We start from the raw sequence: 21,162 nt of genomic DNA, 5'->3' as shown, positions 1-21,162 counted from the left end.
CGTTGAGTGTTCGGGGGCGGTCCCGTAAGCCCCCCGCACTGTGGAATAACCGATAATAAGGCATCCGCGACCGGATGCCGGAGGAAGAGGTGTGCGGCCGCCGGACCCGCAGGGGGATCCCTGCCCAGCTGTCGCCCAGTTCTTTCACCCGCCGGTCCGCACAGGTGCCAATGGCACGCTTATGAACGGAAAGGGGAACGACCCATGTTGTCCCGCAATCTTGAAAAAACGCTGCACCGCGCTCTCGCTCTGGCCGGGGAACACCGCCACGAGTATGTGACGCTGGAACACCTGCTGCTGGCCCTGTGCGAGGACAGCGACGCAGCGGCCGTCATGCGTGCCTGTAGCGTGGACCTCGACCAGTTGTCGAAGGATCTGATGACCTTCGTGGCGACAGATCTGCAAAGTCTGGTGATGCCGGATACGGCGGAGCCAACCCCGACCGCCGGGTTTCAGCGGGTGGTGCAGCGGGCGGCGATCCATGTGCAGTCGTCGGGCCGCGAGGAAGTGACCGGGGCCAATGTGCTGGTCGCCCTGTTCTCGGAACGGGAAAGCCACGCGGTCTACTTCCTGCGTCAGCATGAGATGACCCGTCTGGACGCCGTCAATTACATCTCCCACGGTATCGCCAAGCGGGCCGGACTGTCGGAGACCCGTCCCGTCAAAGGCGCCGACGAAGGTTCGGTGGAGGAGGACGTCGTGAAAAAAGGTCACGAAGCGCTTGAAGCGTATTGCGTCAACCTGAACCGCAAGGCGGCTGACGGAAAGATTGATCCGCTGATCGGGCGGGAACCGGAAGTGGACCGTACCGTGCAGGTGCTGTGCCGCCGGTCGAAGAACAATCCGCTGTATGTCGGGGATCCCGGCGTTGGCAAGACCGCCATCGCCGAAGGGCTGGCCCGGCGTATCGTCAACGGCGAGGTACCGGATGTTCTGAAGTCCGCGGTGATCTTCGCCCTTGATATGGGGGCCCTGCTGGCCGGAACCCGCTACCGCGGCGATTTCGAAGAACGCCTGAAGCAGGTGATGAAGGAGCTGGAAAGCCTGCCGGAGGCGGTGCTGTTCATCGATGAGATCCATACCGTGATCGGGGCCGGGGCCACCTCCGGCGGATCGCTGGATGCCTCCAACCTGTTGAAACCGGCGCTGGCGTCGGGGGCGATCCGCTGCATCGGCTCGACCACCTATAAGGAATACCGCAGCCACTTCGAGAAGGACCGGGCGCTGGTCCGCCGCTTCCAGAAGATCGACGTCGCCGAACCGTCGCAGGAAGACGCGGTGAAGATCCTGCATGGCCTGAAGCCGTATTACGAAAAGCATCACGGCGTGAAGTACACCAACGAGGCCATCAAGGCGGCGGTGGAGCTGTCGGCCAAGTATATCGGCGACCGCAAGCTGCCGGACAAGGCAATCGACATCATCGACGAGGCCGGCGCGGCGCGGATGCTGCTGCCGGAGAGCAAGCGCCGCAAGACGGTGACGCTGAAAGATGTCGAAGACATTGTCGCCAAGATCGCCCGGATCCCGCCGAAGTCGGTTTCTTCTGATGACCGCGAGGCGCTGAAGAATCTGGAACGCGATCTGAAGACCATGGTCTTCGGGCAGGATAAGGCGATCGAGGCCCTGTCGGACGCGATCAAGCTGGCCCGGGCCGGGCTGCGCGATGCGGAAAAGCCGATCGGCAACTATCTGTTCGCCGGGCCGACCGGGGTCGGGAAGACCGAAGTCGCCCGCCAGCTTTCGGTGTCTCTGGGCATCAAGCTGCTGCGCTTTGATATGTCGGAGTATATGGAACGGCATTCGGTGTCGCGTCTGATCGGGGCTCCGCCGGGCTATGTCGGCTTTGATCAGGGCGGTCTGCTGACCGATGGCATTGACCAGAATCCGCACTGCGTGCTGCTGCTGGACGAGATCGAAAAGGCCCATCCGGACCTGTTCAGCATCCTGTTGCAGGTGATGGATCACGGCAAGCTGACCGATCACAACGGCAAGACTGTCGATTTCCGCAATGTGATCCTGATCATGACCACCAACGCCGGGGCACAGGAGCTGGCAAAGAATGCCATGGGCTTCCTGCGGGAAGACCGGGCCGGGGAAGACAAGGACGCCATCGAGCGGATGTTCACCCCGGAATTCCGCAACCGTCTGGATGCGACCATTTCCTTCGCCCCGCTGGCGGCAGAGGTGGTGGAACGGGTGGTCGACAAGTTCATCATGCAGCTGGAAGCTCAGCTGGGTGAGCGGGAAGTGACCATTGACCTGACGGCGGCCGCCCGTGGCTGGCTGGCGGTGAAGGGGCCCGTCCGCTGGGCCGGGTGATTCAGGAAAAGATCAAGAAACCGCTGGCGGAAGAACTGCTGTTCGGTCGTCTGGTCCATGGCGGTGCCGTGCATGTGGACCTGAAAGACGATGCGCTGGTGTTTGATATCCAGCCTTCCCCCCGTAAGGGTGGCGGGATGGAAAAGGACCGCCACCGGGAACCGGAACTGGTGTGACGGTCCGGTGGACAGCACATTGACTGACGTCGCTGATGGAAAACTGGGGCCCCTGCGGGGGCCCTTTTTTTGGTTCATCGCGGATTAGCGTGGAGAGCGGCGGACAACGGCACCTTCTGACACACCGGTCGTCGCCAAACATCACAGACTGCAAAAAGGGGGGTCTGCGGGGACTGTATACGGGCAGACAACTCTTCCCTCCCGGCGGTCTCCTGACTTGCGTGCGTTCCATCATTGCTGCACCCTTAAATAGGGAATGCAATTGCCGGATGCGTCTTTTGGTGTGGCTGACGCAGCTCCGGTTCCGGGGCATGCCGAAAGGTGGAAAACATGAAGGAGATCCCCAAGAGTCCCCGCCTCTCTTCGCGGTCGTTCCTTCAGGATTTTCTGCGCCTGTTTGTGCCGGTCCTGCTGATCTGTGGCGGTATGAGCCTCCTGTACATGTATCAGATCTCCTCGCTGGAGATTGACCGCCTGTCCGAACGCCAGACAAACAAGGTGAAGGTTGCCGTTTCGTCACTGCGGCAGGCGACGCAGAAACTGACTGGGGATGCCGTCTATCTGGCCAACCATCCGGAACTCGGGGCGGGGGTGGGGCCATTTACTCCGACATATCTGAACCGTCTGGCCGAGATCTTTGTTCCTTACATGACGGCACAGCATCGCATTGATCAGATCCGTGTCATCAACCCTGCCGGGCTGGAGGTTCTACGGCTGAACAGGACCGTTGATGGAGTCGCGCGGGTCCCGGAGGCGGATTTACAGGATAAATCAGGCAGGGATTACGTCGTTGAGGCGATGAAGTTACCCGCAGGGCACCTTTATGCCTCCCGTCTGGACCTCAATATAGAACATGGTGAGCTTGAGAAGCCTTATAAGCCGACAATCCGGCTTTCTGCCCCTCTGGAGGATGAAAAGGGGGCGCGCCGGGGGATTCTCGTAATCAATTTCTTTGGGCAGACCCTGTTGAGGACGCAGGAGGATGTCAGGGCGTTCCGGGGGATCTCAACGCTGGTCAATGAGCAGGGATACTGGCTGATGGGGGAACAGCCAGAGGACGAATGGGGCTTCATGTTTGACCGTCAGATCACGATGACCCAGCGGTCTCCTGCGATCTGGGAGAAGATCAATGTCATGCTGTCCGGACAGAGTCTGCTTCCGGATGGCCTCTGGACTTGGGCGAGTGTTATCCCGGAACAGGAATTCCAGGCGGGGGATACCGCGCCGGAGCTGGGGATTGCGGCCGGTGTGAGCGGGCCTGACCAGCATCGCTGGATCATTATTTCCCATATCCCCGGCAAAGAGATCCTGGAGTTGAAGACCGGGATCCTACGGGCTTTCAGCCCTGTCCTGCTCCTGATCTTTACGGTTCTGACGGCGGGCTGTGCCTGGATTGTCCGGGCCCGCCGTCAGGTCGAAGGCCTGAATGTACAGCTGGCTGAGCGGGCTGAGGCAGCCGAGGCGGCGGGACGGGCCAAGGCCGATTTTGTGGCCAATATGAGCCATGAAATCCGGACCCCGATGAATGCCATTCTGGGGATTGCCCATCTCCAGCTTCAGGCGCGTCATCTGGACGATGTCTATTCGATGGCCCTGAAAATCCGCGAGTCCGGCAAGACCCTGCTGGCGATCATCAATGATATTCTTGATTTTTCAAAGATTGAGGCCGGTGGCCTGACACTGGAACATGTGCCGTTCCGTCTGGACAACGTCATCGACGATCTGGCGACCATCATTGCGCACAATGCGGCGGCCCACGACATCGAGGTGATCATCTCCCCCCCGCCGGTAGGGTACCTTGATCTGGTGGGGGATCCGCTGCGGCTGACGCAGATTCTGATGAATCTGGCCAATAATGCGGTCAAGTTCACGCAGGTGGGGCAGGTCCATGTCTACTGCGAGGTGCTGGAGGAGTGCGAGAAACAGGTGCTCCTGCGGTTCTCCGTGGCTGATACCGGGATTGGCATCCCCATGGAGAAGCAGCAGGAGATCTTTACGGCGTTCTCGCAGGCTGGCAGCGACACCACCCGCCGTTTTGGCGGAACCGGACTGGGACTGGCGATCTGCCGTCGGCTGGTGGCCCTGATGCGGGGAGAAATCGGGGTTTCAAGCCAGCCGGGAGAAGGAAGCCGGTTCTGGTTTGCGGTGCCTTTCGAGCGGGCAGGAGATGCCCTGTATTCCGAACCGCATATGAAAAGCGTCCGTGCGCTGATTGCCGATGACAATGATGTCGCCCGGGCAGCCCTCAAGAAAACGACGGAACAGCTCGGCTGGCCCGCAATGGTGGTCGAAAGCGGGGAAGAGGTGATTCACCGGCTGCTGACGGCGCAGGAGCACGGTGCGGCCTATGATATCATCATGCTGGACTGGAAAATGCCGGGAATGGACGGGCTGGAAACAGCCCGGGCGATCCGGGACAGGATTCCGGAAGATGCCGCCCCGATCATTGTCATGGTTACGGCCCACTCCCGCGAGGCCCTTCTGTCAGAGCCTGACAGCGCGTTGACTGATGCGGTTCTGGTCAAGCCGATCACGGCGTCCTCCCTGTACAACGCCGTCAGTCAGGCCCGCCGCCGCCGGGAGGGGGGAGGCGTGATCATTCCGGATATGCCTGAAGAGAGACGGCTGGCAGGCATGCGGGTTCTGGTCGTGGATGATGCCCCGACCAACCGGGAGGTCGCCGAAATGATTCTCTCGGCGGAAGGGGCGCTGGTCACACTGGCCCCGGATGGGGAGACGGCGGTCAAGTATCTGAAAGAAAAACCGAAATCTATGGATATCGTTTTGATGGATATTCAGATGCCGGGCATGGACGGTTGTGAGGCAACCCGGCGGATCCGGGCCCTGCCGGGGCTGGGGGAGGTGCCGGTGGTCGCCCTGACGGCCGGTGTCTTCCGGGAACAGCGGGAGGCCGCACTGGCCGCCGGGATGAATGATTTCGTTGGCAAGCCCTTCGATGTCGACGTGACAGTGGCGTTGATGCGCGCTCTGACCCAGTGGCACACCCGAGGAGAGAGCGGGAAGCGGCAGTCGGCCGGTTCTGAGGCTGTTGGCCGGAAGGCAGAGGCCACAACGGGTCTGCCGGGGCTTGATGTCGGTACGGCACTCAAAGTGTGGCGTGATCCAGCCCGTTACAAGGCGTACCTGCGGCAGTTCCGGCAGGAGAATCAGGATCTGGTCGCAACCCTGAAGGCGAAGCCGCAGGGTGAACAGGCTGCACTTGCCCATGCCATCAAGGGAGTTGCGGCCAATCTTGGTCTGGGGGAGGTCGCCTTGTGGGCGGGGCGGCTGGAACAGTCTCTCCACGACGGTGTCGCTGCGACGGAAGAGCTGGAAGGGCTGGAGAAAGCGCTGTTGACCGCCCTGTCCTCCATTGCCGGTTATCTGGAGGACGCGGATCCGCACGGTGGCGGGGAGCCGGTTGTGGGGAACCCGTCCCAACTGAAAGAGCTGCTGGAAAAGGCCCTTGCCGCCTGCGATGCCGACAATCCGGATGGTGTTGAGCAGCATCTTGAGGTGTTGGCGCTCTATCTGCCAGCGGACCGTCTCCGGCCACTCCGGCATGCGATTGGCAGCTTTGATTTCCGGGGTGGGGAACAGGCCATCAGGGCCTTGATGCGTGAGCTGGAACTTGATCAGGAGGGTGCATGATGCCAAACGGTCCGATCCTGATTGTGGATGACCAACCCCATAACCTTGCAGCCCTGCGGCAGGTTCTGGCGGGGATACACCCTCTGGTTTTCGCCCGGTCCGGGCATGAAGCGCTGGAGGCGGTCACCAAACACCGGCCATCCCTGATCCTGCTGGATGTCCAGATGCCGGACCTGAGTGGCTATGAGGTCTGCGAGAGGATCCAGCAGAATCCGGGAACGGCGGCGATTCCGGTCATCTTTGTAACAGCCCTTGACGGTACGATGGACGAAACCCGGGGCTTTGAGGTTGGCGCGGTCGATTACATCACCAAGCCTATTTCTCCTCCGGTGGTGCGGGCCCGGGTGCGGACACATCTGGATCTGGTCCGCGCCAGCAGTCTGGAGCGCAGTTATCGCGATGCCATTTCGATGCTGGGCGAGGCCGGGCATTATAACGATACGGATACCGGGGTGCATATCTGGCGGATGGCCGCCTACGCCCGGGTTCTGGCAGAGCTGGCCGGTCACAGCGAGTCCGACTGTGAAAGGCTGGAACTTGCGGCGCCGATGCATGATACCGGGAAGATCGGTATCCCGGAATCGATTCTGCGCAAGCCCGCCGCGCTGGATGCCGCAGAGTGGGAGATTATGCGGACCCACACGAGGATCGGGTACAGCATCCTGTCAAAAAGCACGGCCCCGGTGTTTACGCTGGCGGCGGTCCTTGCCCTGCGGCATCACGAAAAATGGGATGGCAGTGGATATCCGGATGGTCTGGCTGGCGAGGATATCCCGGAAATGGCCCGGATTGTGGCGATTGCCGATGTCTTTGATGCCCTGACAATGCGCCGCCCCTACAAGGAGGCATGGCCGATTGAGCAGGCGATTGAACAGATCCGCCGGGACTCCGGGACGCATTTTGATCCCCGGCTGGTGGATCTGTTCATGGTGAATTTGTCGCGTTTTCTCGATGTCAGGGCCGCATGGGTGCTGATTGAGCAACAGGGAGAGAGTGGGACGGGATCGACAGGCAGTGCCTCAGACCCGGGGTTACCACAAAGACGGGTCCTCCAGCCGGATCTGACAGGGTGATGGGATGGACATGAGCCCCGGCTTCGGCAGCGATCAGCACACCGGCGGCGGCATCCCATGGGTTCAGATGCAACTCGACATATCCTTCGACGATCCCTTCCGCCACCTGACAGAGGGAATAGGCGGCAGAGCCAAAGCGCCGATGCTCGATACCCTGATCGTAGAGGGCTTTCAGGACGTCCAGATAGCCGGTCTGGAAGCAGATCCGCCGGGAAATGCCGATGGCGATTGCCGCCCGCTGCGGGTCTGTCACTCCGCTGACCCGCAGCGGGGTGCCGTTCCTGAAGGCCCCCTGTCCGGCGACGGCGGTGAACTGGGTCTCCTGCCACGGCAGGCTGATCACGCCCATGACAGGCTGCCCCTGATGGACCAGCCCCACCGAAACCGACCAGTGATCAATGCCGCGCACGAAATTGTCGGTGCCGTCGATGGGGTCAACCACCCATAGCCAGTCTCCGTCGGCCTCACTCAGCCCGCCTTCTTCGCCAAGGAAGCCGACGTCGGGACACAGGGCAGACAGGTGGCGGCGCAGATAGCTTTCCACGGTGGTATCGGCCTCGGTGACCCGGTCCTGCACGCCCTTGTCGCGGATTTCAAGGGTACCGCTGTTGCGGAACCGCAGGGCAATGGCCCCGGCGTCGCGGACGATGGCGCTGACGGCGTCGAGGGTAATGGTGCCGGGTAGGGGAGTCATCTTAACAGGCCTCACCAAAGGGAAGGGACTGGAGACATGCCCAGTCCGCAATCGGGGTTTCGTTGGAGGACCGGACGATGAACACACGGTCAACCGGGAAGGTCAGGGGAAGATCCGGGGCGACGGTGGCGGTAAACCGTGCCTTGTCAGCATCGGTTGCCGGGCCATAGGCCAGACTGATGTGCGGGGTGAACTGCCGGGGTACTGCCGCGTCGGGGAACAGTCGGCAGCAGGCCTGATGCAGGGTTTCCAACACCGGTCCGGCGGTGACGCAGGCATAGAACGACATGAAGAAGTCCGCCCCGGTCCGGGTTTCGGTCAGGGACAGGGACAGGGGCTTCCATGTCCGGGTCAGGGGTGTCAGGGCTGCGGAAATATCGTCTGCCGAGGCCGGAATATCCCCCAGCAGGGTGACATGCGGGGTGAAGGCAGGCAGACCGGTGGTCTGGCAGAAGGTGGCAATAGCATCTTCAAGGCGGTCGCGCTGCGGCTGCGGCGGGACCAGCCAGAGGGAATGTTTCTGCGGCATGGGATCCGGGATCAATGGGTGTCGCGGGAAATCAGGATGGGATCAATACACCGGGTTTCTCCGGCGCGGTCCGGGTGCAGGAATCTGCTTTCCAGCAGGTCCATGATGGTGTCGACGGTGTTGGTGATGGAATTGCGGATGGTGGTCAGGCCGAAGCAGGGCCAGCCAGCCATGGCAATGTCATCAAAGCCTATCACGGCCAGATCTTCCGGCACCTGCAGGCCCAGCGCGTGGCGGGCGGCATTCAGGGCTCCGATGGCCATGATGTCGTTGCAGCAGAACAGGGCATCGGGCCGGGTGGTCCGGTTCAGGCAACGCAGGGCGGCGGCGTGGCCGCCTTCAAAGCTGAAATCGGCCCATTCGAGGGCTGCCGGAGCGAGACCCGCCTCGGACAGGGCGGACAGAAAGCCGTCGTGGCGCTCCTGTTCCGAGGTCAGGGATTTGATGCCGCCGATGTAACCGATCCGGGTCCGGCCCCGCCGGATCAGCTCCTGCGTTGCCAGCCGGGCCCCTCCGACGTTATCGCAGCCGACACAGTCCACCCCGTCCATCGGGGTGGAGCGTCCGGACAGGATCAGGGGGACGTTCAGCTTCATGCACTTGCGGGCGGTGTCTTCATCAATGCTGCCAGCGCGGATGATCATGGCATCCAGCGGATAGGCCAGCACATCAAGGATATCGTAGTTGCTGATATCGCCGGAGGTATCGCCCAGCACCACCGCCCATTTGCCGATATCGGCCAGCCGTTTGACCAGTTCGGCGGTGATGACGCTGTCGTAGTGATTGCCAAGGTTGCCGGTGACGATCGCCACCAGATTGGAGGACTGCGATTTCAGGCTGGCGGCCAGCGAATTGGGGCGGTAGCCGAGATGCTCCGCTACCGCCAGAATCCGTTCCCGCTTATCGGCGGCGACACTGGCCCCGGGGGTAAAGGTCCGGGAAACGGCGGACCGGGAGACACCGGCCAGCCGCGCCACATCATCGGCGGTCACCCGCCGGGATGGGGGAGGCACAGGGGCGGGCGGGGCGGTGGTCATGGCGGCAGTTCCGTCACAGAAGGCATCAGAAGAGGAAAGGTGACATAAAATCGTCACATATTGCACACATGTGCAAATTAACCACAGCGCCTGATGATGCGCTACTAGGTCCATGGTTATTCATAAATTTATAACAAAAAGTGCATCTTAAGACTCTGCTTTATGTCGTATTACTGCACTCGTGTGCAAAACAGGGTGCCGGTTTCCGGCCGATGACGCAGAAAGGCTTCACGATGAAAGGTGTCTCGATCGAGATCGCGGATCTGTCTGTCTCCTATGGGGGCACGCAGGTGCTGACCGGTATCGACCTTTCGATCGCGCCGGGAGAATTCATTGCCCTGCTGGGGCCATCCGGGTGCGGTAAGACGACGCTGCTGCGGACTCTCGCCGGGTTTGTCCCGGCTGCGGCAGGCGAGGTGCGGGTGGACGGGCAAGATGTGACCGGTCTGCCGCCGGAAAAGCGCGGCATGGCCATGATGTTCCAGTCCTATGCCCTGTGGCCGCATATGACGGTTGCCGAAAACATCAGCTTCCCGCTGCGGATCCGCCGCCAGCCGAAGGCGATGGTGACGGCGCAGGTGCAGCGGATGCTGACGCTGGTGGGGCTGGACGGGTTTGCTGACCGCAATGTCACCCGGCTGTCCGGCGGTCAGCGCCAGCGGGTGGCACTGGCCCGGGCGCTGGCGGTGGATCCACCGGTGCTGCTGCTGGATGAACCGCTGTCCAATCTGGATGCCCGCATCCGCCTGTCGATGCGGCATGAGGTGAAATCCCTGCAAAAACAGCTGGGCCTGACCGCCATCCTTGTCACCCATGACCGGGAAGAGGCAATGGCGATGGCGGACCGGGTGGTGATCCTTGATCACGGAACGGTGGCACAGGCCGGAACCCCGGAAGAGATCTATCACCGTCCGGTGTCACCGTATGTGGCGGCATTCATGGGGGCGGAGAACACCTGCGCGGTGAGCCTGCGCCATGAAGGAGACCGCATTGCCCTGTCGGGGCAGCAGATCCGGGGCACGGCTGATCTTCCGGTCCGGGCGGTTAACAGTCGGGTCAGGCAGGATGGTCCGGCTGCCGTATTCTTCCGGGGCGATGCTGCCCGCATCGCCGTCCCCGGTGAGACGGGATCCGGAGACAGGGACGGACACCTGACCCTGTCGGGCCGGGTCTCCCTGCACAGTTATCTCGGGAATGTCTACCGGCACACCGTCGATATCGGCGGCAGTCCGTTTCTGGTGGATCACCCGGTCAGAATGGACGTCGGCGTTGCCGTTGATGTCTGCGTACCGGCCGCAGCGCTGCACATCTTTGAGCGGACAGGCAGCGCCGCGGCCACCCCAGCGGGCGAACAGTTTGCCCAAACCCACTAAGTGAGCGGAGAGTTTAACATGAACGCGTTCCGGGTCATGAAGTATCTTGCTTCGGCGATGCTGGTGTCGGCGGTGGCGCTGAACGCGGCACGAGCGGAAACAGTCCTGACCGTCGCCTCCGGCGGGTCGGAAAATATGGTGGAATACGTCACCGATTACCTCGGGCCACTGTTTGAGAAGCAGAACCCCGGGGTGAAGGTCAGCGTGGTCGGCACCGGCCCCGGCGATGCCGGGTCGCAGAAGATCCTTGAGAAGCTGGAAGCCCAGAACAAGGCGGGCCTGACCGCGTGGGATACCGACGTGATCGTGACGGCGCAGAACAAGACCGCCGATATGGTCACCGCCGGTCTGCTGAGCAAATACCGCGCCGAGATTGCCACCGGCGGGCTGGTCACCCGTGATGTTGCCACCAACGCGCTGGGCACCAATGTTGACGGCTTCGTGATGCCGATGTTCAACAGCCAGACCGCTCTTGCCTATAACCCCGATGTGGTGAAGACCCCGCCGCGGACGCTGGAAGAGCTGCGCGGCTGGGTGAAGGCCAATCCCAAGGCCTTCGGCTATAACGGTATCAAGAATGGCATGTCCGGCGTCGCTTTTGTGGTCAGCTGGATGTACGCCTATGGCGGCAACACCGCCCAGATGATCAACGGGCCCTATGACGCCAAGGTCAAGGATGGCTGGGGCAAGGCGCTGGCTGACCTGAAGGACTTCAACCAGAACGTCACCCTGACCCCGGGCAATGCCGGAACGCTGGACATGCTGAACCGGGGCGAAATCGCCATGGGTCCGGTGTGGGTGGATATGTTCTATTCGTGGCAGGCTGATGGGCGCATTCCGCCGACCCTGAAGCTGCTGCTGCCGGAACCGGGCATGCCGGGCCAGCCCTATTACTATGCCATCCCCGCCAAGGCCAAGAACCGCGATCTGGCCAAGAAGTTCATCGAACTGGCGACCAGCCCGAAGGTGCAGGCGGAAGGGATCGTCAACCGCTTCAACTGGTATCCGGGCATCGATGCCCAGCATGTTGAAGGCACCCTCGACAAGGCGGTGTGGGCGAAGATCTTCTCCGACGTCACCCCGGCGGAACTGGCGGCCAAGGGCAAGCCGTTCCCGCTGGCCGGGTTCTTTGATGACATGAAGGAAGCCTACGAACAGAAGGTCGCCAACTGACCGCTCGCCGTTCCGGGCCGGGGAGGATTCCCGGCCCGGAACGGTCTGTTCTGACACGGAACTGGTTTAGGAATGATGGGCCTGACATCGATAACCCGGGACCGGCTGGGCAGCCTGCTGCTGATCCTGCCCGCCCTGCTGACCATTGGTTTTCTGTTTCTCTATCCGCTGGGCTATTCGGTGATCTGGGCCTTTCATGGCCCGGATGGCTGGACCCTGAGCCATCTGGCCAAGGCCTATGATTTCTATTCGCAGGATGTGTGGTTTACCCTGCTGATCGTGGTGGCCGCCACGGCGGTGATCGGGCTGTTCTCGATTATGATCGGCGGGTATCTGACGCTGGGCGAAAGTCGGTGGGCGGTGGGGATCCTGAAATGGCTGTACCGCTGGCCGCTGTTTATCCCCTTTGTGGTGGCCGGACAGCTGATGCGGACCTTTCTGGCCAAGAACGGCATGATGAATTCGCTGTTGGTGTCCGGTGGGGTGATGGAACCGTTGCAGGCGGCCAGCTTCCTCGACTGGCGCGGGATCCTGATCACCTTTGTCTGGAAGCAGACCCCCTTTGTCACTCTGCTGGTGGCGGGGGCGATGGCGGCGCTGGACCGTTCCACCATCGAGGCGGCCCGCAATGTCGGGGCCGGGCGGCTGCGGATCCTGCTCCAGATCGTGGTGCCGCAGGTGATGCCAACGCTGATGACCGGGCTGATCCTCTCCTATGTGGTGATGATGTCGGTGCTGTCGGTGCCGATGATGATCAACGCCCAGACCCCGACCATGCTGACGGTCGATATGGCGTGGCGCATCAATTCCTACGGGGATTATCCGGTGGCGAATGCTCTGGGGTTCCTGTCCTATGCCATGACGGCGGTGGTGGCCTGGGCCTATCTGCGCCGGGGCGTCAAAGAGAAGGGGGCCGCGTGATGGGGGCCGGAGTCCGTTTGCCGTCGGTGGCGCTGAAGGCGGCCCTGATCGTGCTGTTTGCCTTTGTCATTTTCGGGCCGATTGCCAACATGCTGATCTGGGCCTTTGCCGAGGTCTGGTATTTTCCGCATAAACTGCCGCTGAAGTGGGGCTTTGCCTTCTGGGAACGGGTGTTCCGTCCGCAGGGCAATGCCATGGCCTCGCTGGGCACCTCGGTGGTGATCGCGTTTGGCACGGTGCTGTGCAGTCTGGCGATTGCCATTCCGGCCGGCTATGCGCTGGGGCGGGGCAAACTGCCGTGGCGGACCGCGTTTCTGCTGCTGTTCCTGCTGCCGCAGGCCTTTCCGTCGGTGGCCGTGCATATGAACATTGCGCGGATCTTTTACAGTCTGGGGCTGAACGGGACCCTGACCGGTGTTGTGCTGGTGCACACCCTGCAAGGATTGGTGTTCTCCGTCTGGATTGCCACCGCAGCCTTTGCGGCGGTGGACCGGGATCTGGAACTGGCGGCCCGCAACATGGGGGCAACCCCGTTTCTGGCCTTCCGGACCGTTACCCTGCCGCTGGCACTGCCGGGGATCCTTGCCAGCGCGATCTTTGTGTTCCTGACCTCGCTGGATGAATTCACCGGCACGTTCTTTGTCGGGGTGCCGGAGATCAAGACCATGCCGCTGCTGCTGTTTTCCGCCAGCATGGAAGGCAACTATCAGGTGGCGTCGATCACCGCGCTGATCCTGCTGGTGCCGTCGATCCTGTTCATGCTGCTGATCGAACGCTTCCTGAAGGCGGATGTGCTGGCGAAGGTGGGGAGCTGACACGCCCCCGGCTTGTCAGAGGGAAAAGGCACAGGCATCCTGTGGTCAAGCGCCGGATCCGGCGAGATCACAGGGGGAAACATCCATGCTCCATACGTTCCTGCCGGGTTTGAAGGTCTTAGATCTGTCGCAGTACATCCCCGGGCCCTATGCGACGCTGCTGCTGTCGGACATGGGGGCGGATGTCATCAAGGTGGAGCCGCCGCAGGGCGACCCGATGCGGACCTTCGGGCCGGTGGCGGACGATGGCCTGTCGCCGCTGTACCGGGTGCTGAACGGCAACAAGACGGTGATCCGGCTGGATCTGAAAGCCCCGGACGGGGTGGCGGAACTGGAACGGCTGGTGCGGCAGGCCGATGTGCTGGTGGAAAGTTTCCGGCCCGGTGTGCTGCCACGCCTTGGTTTCGGGCCGGAGCGGTTGCGGGATCTGAACCCGAGGCTGATTCACTGTGCGTTGTCCGGGTATGGGCAGACCGGGCCGCTGGTGCAGCGGGCCGGGCATGACCTGACCTATATGGCCCTGACCGGGGCACTGGCCCTGATGGGAACGGCGGAGACCCCGGTGATCCCCTTTCCGCCGATTGCCGATCATGCCGGGGCCATGCACGCGGTGATGGCGATTCTGGCTGCTGCGGTCCGGCAGGGGCGGGAAGGGATCGGGGCGAGCATTGATGTCTCGCTGTTTGAGTCGGCGCTGGGCATGAACAGTCTGGGCCTGACCCTTGGCCTGCATGGGCCGGTGCCGCCGGAAACTGATCTGCTGAACGGTGGGGCGGCCTGTTACCGGCTGTACCGCTGCCGGGACGGACGGTTTGCGGCTCTGGCGCCGCTGGAGCCGAAATTCTGGCAGGCCTTCTGCACGGCGGTGGACCGCCCGGACTGGATTCCCCGTCAGGGGGAACCGATGCCGCAGACCGGATTGATCGCAGAGATTGCAGACCTTTTTCTGTCGCGCACGTTACAGGAGTGGGTGGATTCTCTGGCGGAGGTCGACTGCTGTTTTGATCCGGTTCTGTTGCCTGCGGAGTCGCTGGTGCATCCCCATGTGGTGGACCGGGGCTATACCACCACAGGGTCGGCCGGGGGCGGAACGGCGGAGGTTGTGTTTCCGGCCCGGGTGGACGGCGTGGCTCCACGGGTACGCAGGCCCTTCTCAGAGGTGGAAAAGGGCGGGATTTGTGCGCTCTGGCGTTAAAATAGACCGGAACAAAAAAGAAAATTGCATGAAGGCTGACGATTATTCCGTCGGCCTTCTTTCTGTTTTTCACATTATGGAATTGACGGTTGCCGGTCAGGCTTCTTTTTTCACCGAAACTGTAATCTGACTTAGAAAACACTGCGTAAAATATGCCTTACTTTTTACTTATTTCTAAAGAACCGCTCGGGCGATGACTTGATGGTATCATAAAATTCCCGCAGAAATCGTCATTGCGATTTGCGAATATCAATAGCTTATCAGTAGCATCGTTCTAATGTCTCATTGACCTGCCCTGTAAGGTTGTGGTCTAAGAGGGAGATCAAGCTGCAAAGAGGTTTGCCGTGAACTTCGATAAAGACCCCGATCCGATCGACATCCATGTCGGCTCCCGGATGCAACTGCGTCGCACCCTGATGGGGATGACGCAGGAACAGTTGGCCAAGTCCATTGGCGTTTCGTTCCAGCAGGTGCAGAAGTACGAGCGCGGTCTCAACCGCCTGAGTGCCAGCCGCCTGTTTGACGTCTGTCAGGCCCTTGGCGTGTCCATCACCTATTTCTTCGAGGATGTTCCGGAAGACACCCTGCGGGGACGCAAGCGCAACACCGAAGTCACCGAACCGGCGGCTCTCGGCGGGCGTGGCCGTCGCCCCAGCGGTGACCTGATGAACAAGACCGAAAGTCTGGAACTGGTGCGCTCGTACTGGCACATGCCGGCCAATCAGCGCGAGAAGGTCCGGGCCCTGATTGATACGCTGGCCCGCGCCAACCGCGAATAATCGCGCCGCAGGTCCCGGGTTCAGGGGGCGATGGTGACCAGAGGCGGCGACACAACGCTGCCCGCTCAGCAAGACCATCATCCTGACTGAACCAGACGGTTACAGAAATGCAGATCCGTCCCTGAACGAGAGCGGGGACGGATTTGTATTTTCGGGGCCCGCTATGGCCGGGCAGGGGACCGGGGCACCGAATTCAGCCGGGAACGTTTGGCGGGGACGTTTGGGCAGAGGCAAAGGGAAAAAGGGGCTCCCGCCCGGGAAAACCCCGATCGCTGCAAAGAGTCCGGCTTCCAGCCTGAAACCCCGGAGAACCGGAGGGCAGGCCATGGACGAGAGGGCCGCCGGACAGGGCGGGAGCTGATACCGAAAACCGGTGAGGACACGCTACGCGATCCGGCAGCCGATTGCCCGAAAAATCGCAGAAACCATACAATTATGTCTGAAGTGTCTCTGCCTGACAGGGCCGCCGATACGCAGGGGCAACCTGAGGGCGCGGCACCGTGTCCTGTCGTCCGGCCGTACTCGGTTAAAGCCGTGAGCCGTTCTGTTTCTTCCCTGTAATTCGGAACCCTGCACGGGTCTCTCTGTGTCACTGTGGCTGGGCCGGGGGTGTTTTCCGGCGGAACCCGTGACAGAGGAATGGGGATGAGCCGTTTTGTGGTCCGTCCGGCGCAGGCCGGGGATGATGCCGGGCTGGTCCGGCTGGCGGAAGGGGCAGGCACGGGGCTGACCACTCTGCCCGCCAATCCCGATGCTCTGGCGGAACGGGTGGAACGCTCGCTGTCCAGCTTTTCCCGGGCGGCCTCCGGGCAGGCTCCCACCGGGACGGAATGCTTCCTGCTGGTGCTGGAGGATGTGGACCGGGGCGATCTTGTCGGTACGGCAGCGGTGTATCTGGGGGTTGGTCATGACCGGCCGTTCTGGAATTTCCGTCGCTCGATTCACAGCCATTATTGCCATGAACTGGGAATCCGCGTGGACTCCGAGGTTTTGATGTTGGCCAACGATTACACCGGGGCTGCCGAGGTCGGGACGCTGTATCTGGATCCGGCCGCCCGGCTGCCGGGGGTCGGCGCTTTGCTGGCGCGCAGCCGCTATCTGATGATGGCGGTGGACCCGGACCGGTTCGGCAGCCGGGTGATTGCCGAGCTGCGTGGCTGGCTCGATGCCGATGGCCGCTCTCCTTTTTGGGAGGCGGTCGGCCATCACTTCTTTCAGATGAGTTTTGAGCGCGCCGATTTCCTGTCCGGGATCGGCCAGAACGGTTTTATCGCCGATCTGATGCCGCGCTTTCCGATCTATTCCGACCTGCTGCCCCCGGCGGCCCGGCAGGCGATTGCCAGGGCTCAGGAGGCTTCGCAACCGGCGTTGCATCTGCTGTTGAAGGAAGGATTCCGGCACAGCCACTCGGTGGATATTTTTGATGCCGGTCCGGTGCTGGAAGCCCATCCCCATGATCTGCGCACGGTGCGGGACAGCCGGACGGCGGTGGTGATGGCCGATACCAGCGACGAGGAGCCGCAGGAGGTTCTGGTCTGCATCCCTGATTTTACCCGGTTCCGGGCCCTGCGGACGACGGCCAGCCCGGACAGTGCCGGGGGGCTTGTGCTGTCGCCTGCCGACCGGGCGGCCCTGAAGGTCGGACTGGGGGAAACCGTTTTGTGGTGCCGCGCCTGAGAGACCTGCGGCCCGCTTTTCTGACTGTTGAGAAGGAATTCCATAATGACGTCCGTATCGGTGCCGCCCCGGGCGGTCGAAGCCAATTTTGACGGTCTGCCGGGTCTGACCCACAATTACGCCGGTCTGTCGTGGGGGAATGTGGCCTCCGGCAGCAACGCCCGGGCGGCGTCTAACCCGCGGGAAGCGGCGCGGCAGGGACTGGCGAAGATGCGCCGCCTGCTGGAGCTTGGCTATGTTCAGGGCATTCTGCCGCCGCACGAGCGCCCGCATGTTCCGACCCTGCGGCGGCTTGGGTTTACCGGGACAGACCGGCACATTCTGGAACAGGGCTGGAAACAGGCACCGTCGCTGATGCTGGCGCTGCTGTCGGCCTCGCCGATGTGGACCGCTAACGCTGCCACCGTCTCGCCGTCAGCGGATACAGTCGACGGGCGGGTGCATTTTACTCCGGCCAACCTGTCGGCGATGCTGCACCGTTCGATCGAGCATGAAGTGACCGGGCGGATCCTGCGCGCCACTTTTGGCGATGACCGGCATTTCGCCCATCATCCGGCCCTGCCGGGGACCGAACATTTCGGCGATGAAGGGGCGGCGAACCACACCCGGCTGTGCGGTGATTTCGCTGGATCCGGGTTTGGTGGTGCCGGAGTGGAAGTGTTCGTCTATGGCCGGTCGGTGCTGGACCGCGCCGCCCCGAAGCCGCAGCAGTTCCCCGCCCGGCAGACGCTGGAAGCCTCGCAGGCAGTGGCCCGTCTGCATGGGCTGGACCCGGCGCGGACGGTGTTTGTGCAGCAGAACCCGGCGATGATTGACGCCGGGGTGTTCCATAACGATGTGATTTCGGTCGGGAGCGGGGATGTTCTGTTCACCTATGAAAACGCCTTTGTCGATCATGACCGGGTGCTGGACGATCTGAACACCCGTCTGGGCGGGACCCTGAAGGTGGTGCAGGTGCCGCAGGTCGCTGTTCCGGTGGCGGATATGGTGCGCAGCTATCTGTTCAACAGCCAGCTTCTGGCCCATCCGGAAGGCGGAATGCGCCTGATCCTGCCGGTTGAGGCGCAGGAGACTGACAGCGTGCGGGCGTTGGTGGCGGGGATCACCGGACCGGATCAGCCGATCCGCGAGGCGGTGTTCATGGATCTGCGGCAAAGCATGCGCAATGGCGGCGGCCCGGCCTGCCTGCGGTTGCGGGTGGTGCTGACGGCGGCGGAACAGGCGGCGGTCAACCCCGGCAGCCTGATGACCCCGGACCGTCTGGAGGCGCTGGAGCGCTGGGTGGACCGGCATTACCGCGACCGTCTGGATGTGGACGGCTTGCAGGACCCGGCCCTGCTGGGCGAAGGCCGGACGGCGCTGGATGAACTGACCGGCCTGCTGGGGCTGGGGTCGGTTTATGATTTTCAGCGGGAGTAGGAAGAGGGGCAATCGCCCTCAGCCCGGCTGGGTCAGCATCGGCAGCGGAAACCCGGCGAAGTGCTTCAGGCGCTGCTTCACTTCCGCCACCCGCAGGCCGCACAGGGCTGGGCACAGGGCGGCAAGGCGCTGTTCCAGAGCCCGGAAGTGATCCCAGTCGCGGCAGATGATGTCCATGGTGTAATCAAACGGACCGGCGATTTTGTAAGAGCTGATGATTTCCGGGAAGGACGCCATTGCCGCCTCAAAGCGCCGGAATTCCTCGATGCCATGGTTGCCGAGGGAAACCTCGGCCATGACGTACAGGTGCGGCAGGCACCGTTCCAGATCAATCTCGGTCACATACTGGGCAATGTAGCCGTGCTGTTCCAGCCGCTTGACCCGCTCCAGACAGGGCGAGGGAGATAGGGCCACCCGTTCGGCCAGCGCCAGATTTGACAGTCTGCCTTCAGTTTGCAGGGTGGTCAGGATTTTCAGATGCAAACCATCCAGCCGCAATGGTGCCTGTGTGGTCTGCAAGGGGGCAGGGGTGACCGGCGGCAGGGTTTTGCCGGTCAGAAGGCCGAGCGGATAGCCCTGAAACACCTTGATCCGATGCAGCACCACATGGCCGCTGAAGCGCAGGATCGCCGGATTGCGGGCAATCAGGGCATCGGTCAGGTCGTGGTAATGGCGGACATTGCGGCAGACGACACTGACCAGCAGGTGGTAAGGGCCGTCATTACGGTATATCGACACCACTTCCGGCACGGCCATGCAGTCGGCGATCAGGGGGCGCAGAGCCTCCGGCCGGTCTGGATCAAGGCTGACCTCGCAGAACACACGGATGTTGCTGGCGACGCGGTCAACATCGATATCGGTGCGGTAGCGGCGGATCACGCCCTGTTTTTCCAGCCGCCGCCAACGTTCCAGACAGGCGCTCTGGCTCAGGCCGAGATGCTCCGAGACCTGCGCGCTGGTCAGCCGGGCCTGCGTTTGCAGCACGTCCAGCAGCCGCAGATTGATGTCATCCAGAGTGACCGTGTCCACCATACTCTTCCGGCCCGTTTGCCCGTGTCTGTTCCGCCGGTCCCGGTAGAACCGGCGCAGAATGGCAGAAGCATGCGCATTCACCAAGGGGCGGATGGCGCTGTGGGGTGACTGGAGGCGGAAAAGAGGATTACGCCGTCAGCAGGTTGCCGGTGCGGTGGGCCAGCGGTTGATCTCCGGCAACCTTACAGATGGTGTCTCCGGGGCGGACCAGCCGTTGCAGCAGGCGGCCATAGATGATGCCATCGGTGGCGGCATGGAACGGGATCCGGCTGCCGGACAGGCCGTCGCTGCCCAGCGGGTTGACCACCCAGCCGAGGCAATCCCCGGCGTTCACCCGGTCACCGACAGCCCCGCTGTAGACGACAATTCCGGCCGAGGGGGCAGAGACCATATCCACCGCTTCCAGCGGGGTGGCGGTGCAGCGGGCCGGGGGCAGGGTCGGTTGCGGGCCGGACACGGCTCCCCAGTGGGCCAGAACCGCCATCAGGGCGTCAGCGTCAGCGGTGGCAAGGGCGTCGGAGATATCGGTCTGGCCGCGCAGTTCCACGGTCATGCTGTGGCAGCCCATCGGCACCGGCCTGTCTGCTCCGGCAGCCTCGGCCAGCCGCACCCATGGCAACGACAGCGCCTCGTCAAACGGGTTGCCGCCGGATTCGGTGGCAATCAGAATCGCCTCCGCCCCCAGCAAACGCATCACACCGTCGGTCGCAGGCCAGCTGGCGGTGGAGGTATAGGTGTGCATCACCGCCTCCCAGTCGCAATGCAGGTCCAGCACCAGATCGGCATCGAAGGCCAGCCCGTAGAGCAGATGGCGCAGGTGATCGCCTTCACTGCGTCCGTGGGGATCTTCACCCCCGGCGCTTAGCCATTCTTCCCGCAGGATGGCGCGGGTGGCGGCCACATTGGTCTCGGGATCGGGGCCCAGCAGCGGGACCGCGCGGCGGATCAGGGCGTCAACGGGGTCAAGGTGGCGACGGTTGAAGTTGTGCCCGGTCGCCGTTTCAAACCGGCCGAGGAGCTGCCCCTGAAAATGCTGGTCGAGCCCGATAGGGTTGGCCACCGGCACCACCACCACTTCGCCGCCGATCAGACCGTCCTGTTCGGCGGTCAGCAGCCGGTCGAGCAGGGCCTGCATCACCACCAGCCCCGGCAGCTCATCGGCGTGCAGACCGGCTTGAAGGTAGACCTTCGGGCGGGCTCCGGCAGTGCCGAAGCGGTGTACGGTCAGGGTACGGGTGGTGCCAAGGCTGGACGGGGACAGCGGCAGGTGCCGGGTATGCGGCATGACGGACTCCGGGG

General features: G+C 62.6%; 15 protein-coding genes and 1 pseudogene. 11 read left to right on the top strand and 5 right to left on the bottom strand.

Annotated features, from left to right (window positions below; all coding sequences use genetic code 11):
• Positions 1–204: 204 nt before the first annotated feature.
• The 3 genes and pseudogenes from clpA to FHS48_RS18165 all read left to right on the top strand — a co-directional run bounded on the left by clpA (position 205) and on the right by FHS48_RS18165 (position 7,219).
• Positions 205–2,495: pseudogene (gene clpA, locus FHS48_RS18175) on the top strand (ATP-dependent Clp protease ATP-binding subunit ClpA).
• Positions 2,496–2,825: 330 nt separating this feature from the next.
• Positions 2,826–6,146: a hybrid sensor histidine kinase/response regulator gene (locus FHS48_RS18170; RefSeq protein ID WP_184265742.1), complete on the top strand. Its 3,321-nt coding sequence runs from the start codon at positions 2,826–2,828 to the stop codon at positions 6,144–6,146.
• Positions 6,143–7,219 (top strand): HD domain-containing phosphohydrolase, encoded by a 1,077-nt coding sequence (locus FHS48_RS18165; protein WP_221443586.1) that lies wholly within the window; start codon positions 6,143–6,145, stop codon positions 7,217–7,219. Before FHS48_RS18170 ends, FHS48_RS18165 begins: the two co-directional genes overlap by 4 nt.
• On the opposite strand, the gene FHS48_RS18160 is transcribed toward FHS48_RS18165, so the two are convergent.
• The 3 genes from FHS48_RS18160 to FHS48_RS18150 are packed head-to-tail and all read right to left on the bottom strand — an operon-like array spanning position 7,101 to position 9,479.
• A complete protein-coding gene (locus FHS48_RS18160; protein ID WP_184265739.1) occupies positions 7,101–7,913 on the bottom strand; it encodes an inositol monophosphatase family protein in 813 nt (270 codons plus the stop codon). The genes FHS48_RS18165 and FHS48_RS18160 overlap by 119 nt on opposite strands.
• A 1-nt stretch (position 7,914) precedes the next feature.
• Positions 7,915–8,442 carry a 2'-5' RNA ligase family protein gene (locus FHS48_RS18155; RefSeq protein WP_184265736.1) on the bottom strand — a complete coding sequence of 176 codons (528 nt, stop codon included), beginning with the start codon at positions 8,440–8,442 and terminating at the stop codon, positions 7,915–7,917.
• A gap of 11 nt (positions 8,443–8,453) precedes the next feature.
• Positions 8,454–9,479: a LacI family DNA-binding transcriptional regulator gene (locus FHS48_RS18150; RefSeq protein WP_184265732.1), complete on the bottom strand. Its 1,026-nt coding sequence runs from the start codon at positions 9,477–9,479 to the stop codon at positions 8,454–8,456.
• 233 nt (positions 9,480–9,712) lie between these two features.
• Between FHS48_RS18150 and FHS48_RS18145 the strand changes: the two genes are divergently transcribed.
• The 8 genes from FHS48_RS18145 (at position 9,713) to astB (ending at position 18,831) form a co-directional block, all read left to right on the top strand.
• Positions 9,713–10,852: an ABC transporter ATP-binding protein gene (locus FHS48_RS18145; RefSeq protein WP_184265729.1), complete on the top strand. Its 1,140-nt coding sequence runs from the start codon at positions 9,713–9,715 to the stop codon at positions 10,850–10,852.
• Positions 10,853–10,870: 18 nt separating this feature from the next.
• Entirely contained in the window at positions 10,871–12,025 is a 1,155-nt protein-coding gene (locus FHS48_RS18140) for an extracellular solute-binding protein (protein WP_221443585.1), read from the top strand.
• 72 nt (positions 12,026–12,097) lie between these two features.
• The gene (locus FHS48_RS18135) at positions 12,098–12,946 is read left to right on the top strand and encodes an ABC transporter permease (protein WP_221443584.1); all 849 of its coding nucleotides are present in this window, start codon (positions 12,098–12,100) and stop codon (positions 12,944–12,946) included.
• Positions 12,946–13,761: an ABC transporter permease gene (locus FHS48_RS18130; protein ID WP_184265726.1), complete on the top strand. Its 816-nt coding sequence runs from the start codon at positions 12,946–12,948 to the stop codon at positions 13,759–13,761. The genes FHS48_RS18135 and FHS48_RS18130 overlap by 1 nt, the downstream gene beginning before the upstream one ends.
• Before the next feature lie 85 nt (positions 13,762–13,846).
• On the top strand, positions 13,847–14,956 hold the full coding sequence (locus FHS48_RS18125; RefSeq protein ID WP_184265723.1) for a CaiB/BaiF CoA transferase family protein: 1,110 nt from the start codon (positions 13,847–13,849) through the stop codon (positions 14,954–14,956).
• Between the two features lie 344 nt (positions 14,957–15,300).
• Positions 15,301–15,735, top strand: coding sequence for a helix-turn-helix domain-containing protein (locus FHS48_RS18120; protein WP_019646683.1), 435 nt, complete (start codon positions 15,301–15,303; stop codon positions 15,733–15,735).
• A gap of 645 nt (positions 15,736–16,380) precedes the next feature.
• Positions 16,381–17,412: an arginine N-succinyltransferase gene (locus FHS48_RS18115; protein ID WP_184265720.1), complete on the top strand. Its 1,032-nt coding sequence runs from the start codon at positions 16,381–16,383 to the stop codon at positions 17,410–17,412.
• A gap of 45 nt (positions 17,413–17,457) precedes the next feature.
• Positions 17,458–18,831 (top strand): N-succinylarginine dihydrolase, encoded by a 1,374-nt coding sequence (gene astB / locus FHS48_RS18110; RefSeq protein ID WP_184265717.1) that lies wholly within the window; start codon positions 17,458–17,460, stop codon positions 18,829–18,831.
• 18 nt (positions 18,832–18,849) lie between these two features.
• Here astB and FHS48_RS18105 read toward each other — a convergent pair whose 3' ends face one another.
• Positions 18,850–19,860: an Lrp/AsnC family transcriptional regulator gene (locus FHS48_RS18105; protein WP_221443583.1), complete on the bottom strand. Its 1,011-nt coding sequence runs from the start codon at positions 19,858–19,860 to the stop codon at positions 18,850–18,852.
• 130 nt (positions 19,861–19,990) lie between these two features.
• On the bottom strand, positions 19,991–21,148 hold the full coding sequence (locus tag FHS48_RS18100; RefSeq protein ID WP_184265711.1) for a succinylglutamate desuccinylase/aspartoacylase family protein: 1,158 nt from the start codon (positions 21,146–21,148) through the stop codon (positions 19,991–19,993).
• Positions 21,149–21,162 lie beyond the last annotated feature (14 nt).

This window comes from Novispirillum itersonii, assembly GCF_014205675.1.
Taxonomy (GTDB): domain Bacteria; phylum Pseudomonadota; class Alphaproteobacteria; order Rhodospirillales; family Rhodospirillaceae; genus Novispirillum; species Novispirillum itersonii_A.
The sequence above is the reverse complement of the archived record's forward strand: the minus strand, read 5'-3'. Positions and strand labels throughout refer to the sequence as shown.

Excerpts from the sequence above, each read along its gene's own strand:
- FHS48_RS18170 (WP_184265742.1), top strand. The coding sequence starts at position 2,826 with ATGAAGGAGATCCCCAAGAGTCCCCGCCTCTCTTCGCGGTCGTTCCTT.
- FHS48_RS18165 (WP_221443586.1), top strand. The coding sequence starts at position 6,143 with ATGATGCCAAACGGTCCGATCCTGATTGTGGATGACCAACCCCATAAC.
- FHS48_RS18160 (WP_184265739.1), bottom strand. The coding sequence starts at position 7,913 with ATGACTCCCCTACCCGGCACCATTACCCTCGACGCCGTCAGCGCCATC.
- FHS48_RS18155 (WP_184265736.1), bottom strand. The coding sequence starts at position 8,442 with ATGCCGCAGAAACATTCCCTCTGGCTGGTCCCGCCGCAGCCGCAGCGC.
- FHS48_RS18150 (WP_184265732.1), bottom strand. The coding sequence starts at position 9,479 with ATGACCACCGCCCCGCCCGCCCCTGTGCCTCCCCCATCCCGGCGGGTG.
- FHS48_RS18145 (WP_184265729.1), top strand. The coding sequence starts at position 9,713 with ATGAAAGGTGTCTCGATCGAGATCGCGGATCTGTCTGTCTCCTATGGG.
- FHS48_RS18140 (WP_221443585.1), top strand. The coding sequence starts at position 10,871 with ATGAACGCGTTCCGGGTCATGAAGTATCTTGCTTCGGCGATGCTGGTG.
- FHS48_RS18135 (WP_221443584.1), top strand. The coding sequence starts at position 12,098 with ATGATGGGCCTGACATCGATAACCCGGGACCGGCTGGGCAGCCTGCTG.
- FHS48_RS18130 (WP_184265726.1), top strand. The coding sequence starts at position 12,946 with ATGGGGGCCGGAGTCCGTTTGCCGTCGGTGGCGCTGAAGGCGGCCCTG.
- FHS48_RS18125 (WP_184265723.1), top strand. The coding sequence starts at position 13,847 with ATGCTCCATACGTTCCTGCCGGGTTTGAAGGTCTTAGATCTGTCGCAG.
- FHS48_RS18115 (WP_184265720.1), top strand. The coding sequence starts at position 16,381 with ATGAGCCGTTTTGTGGTCCGTCCGGCGCAGGCCGGGGATGATGCCGGG.
- astB (WP_184265717.1), top strand. The coding sequence starts at position 17,458 with ATGACGTCCGTATCGGTGCCGCCCCGGGCGGTCGAAGCCAATTTTGAC.
- FHS48_RS18100 (WP_184265711.1), bottom strand. The coding sequence starts at position 21,148 with ATGCCGCATACCCGGCACCTGCCGCTGTCCCCGTCCAGCCTTGGCACC.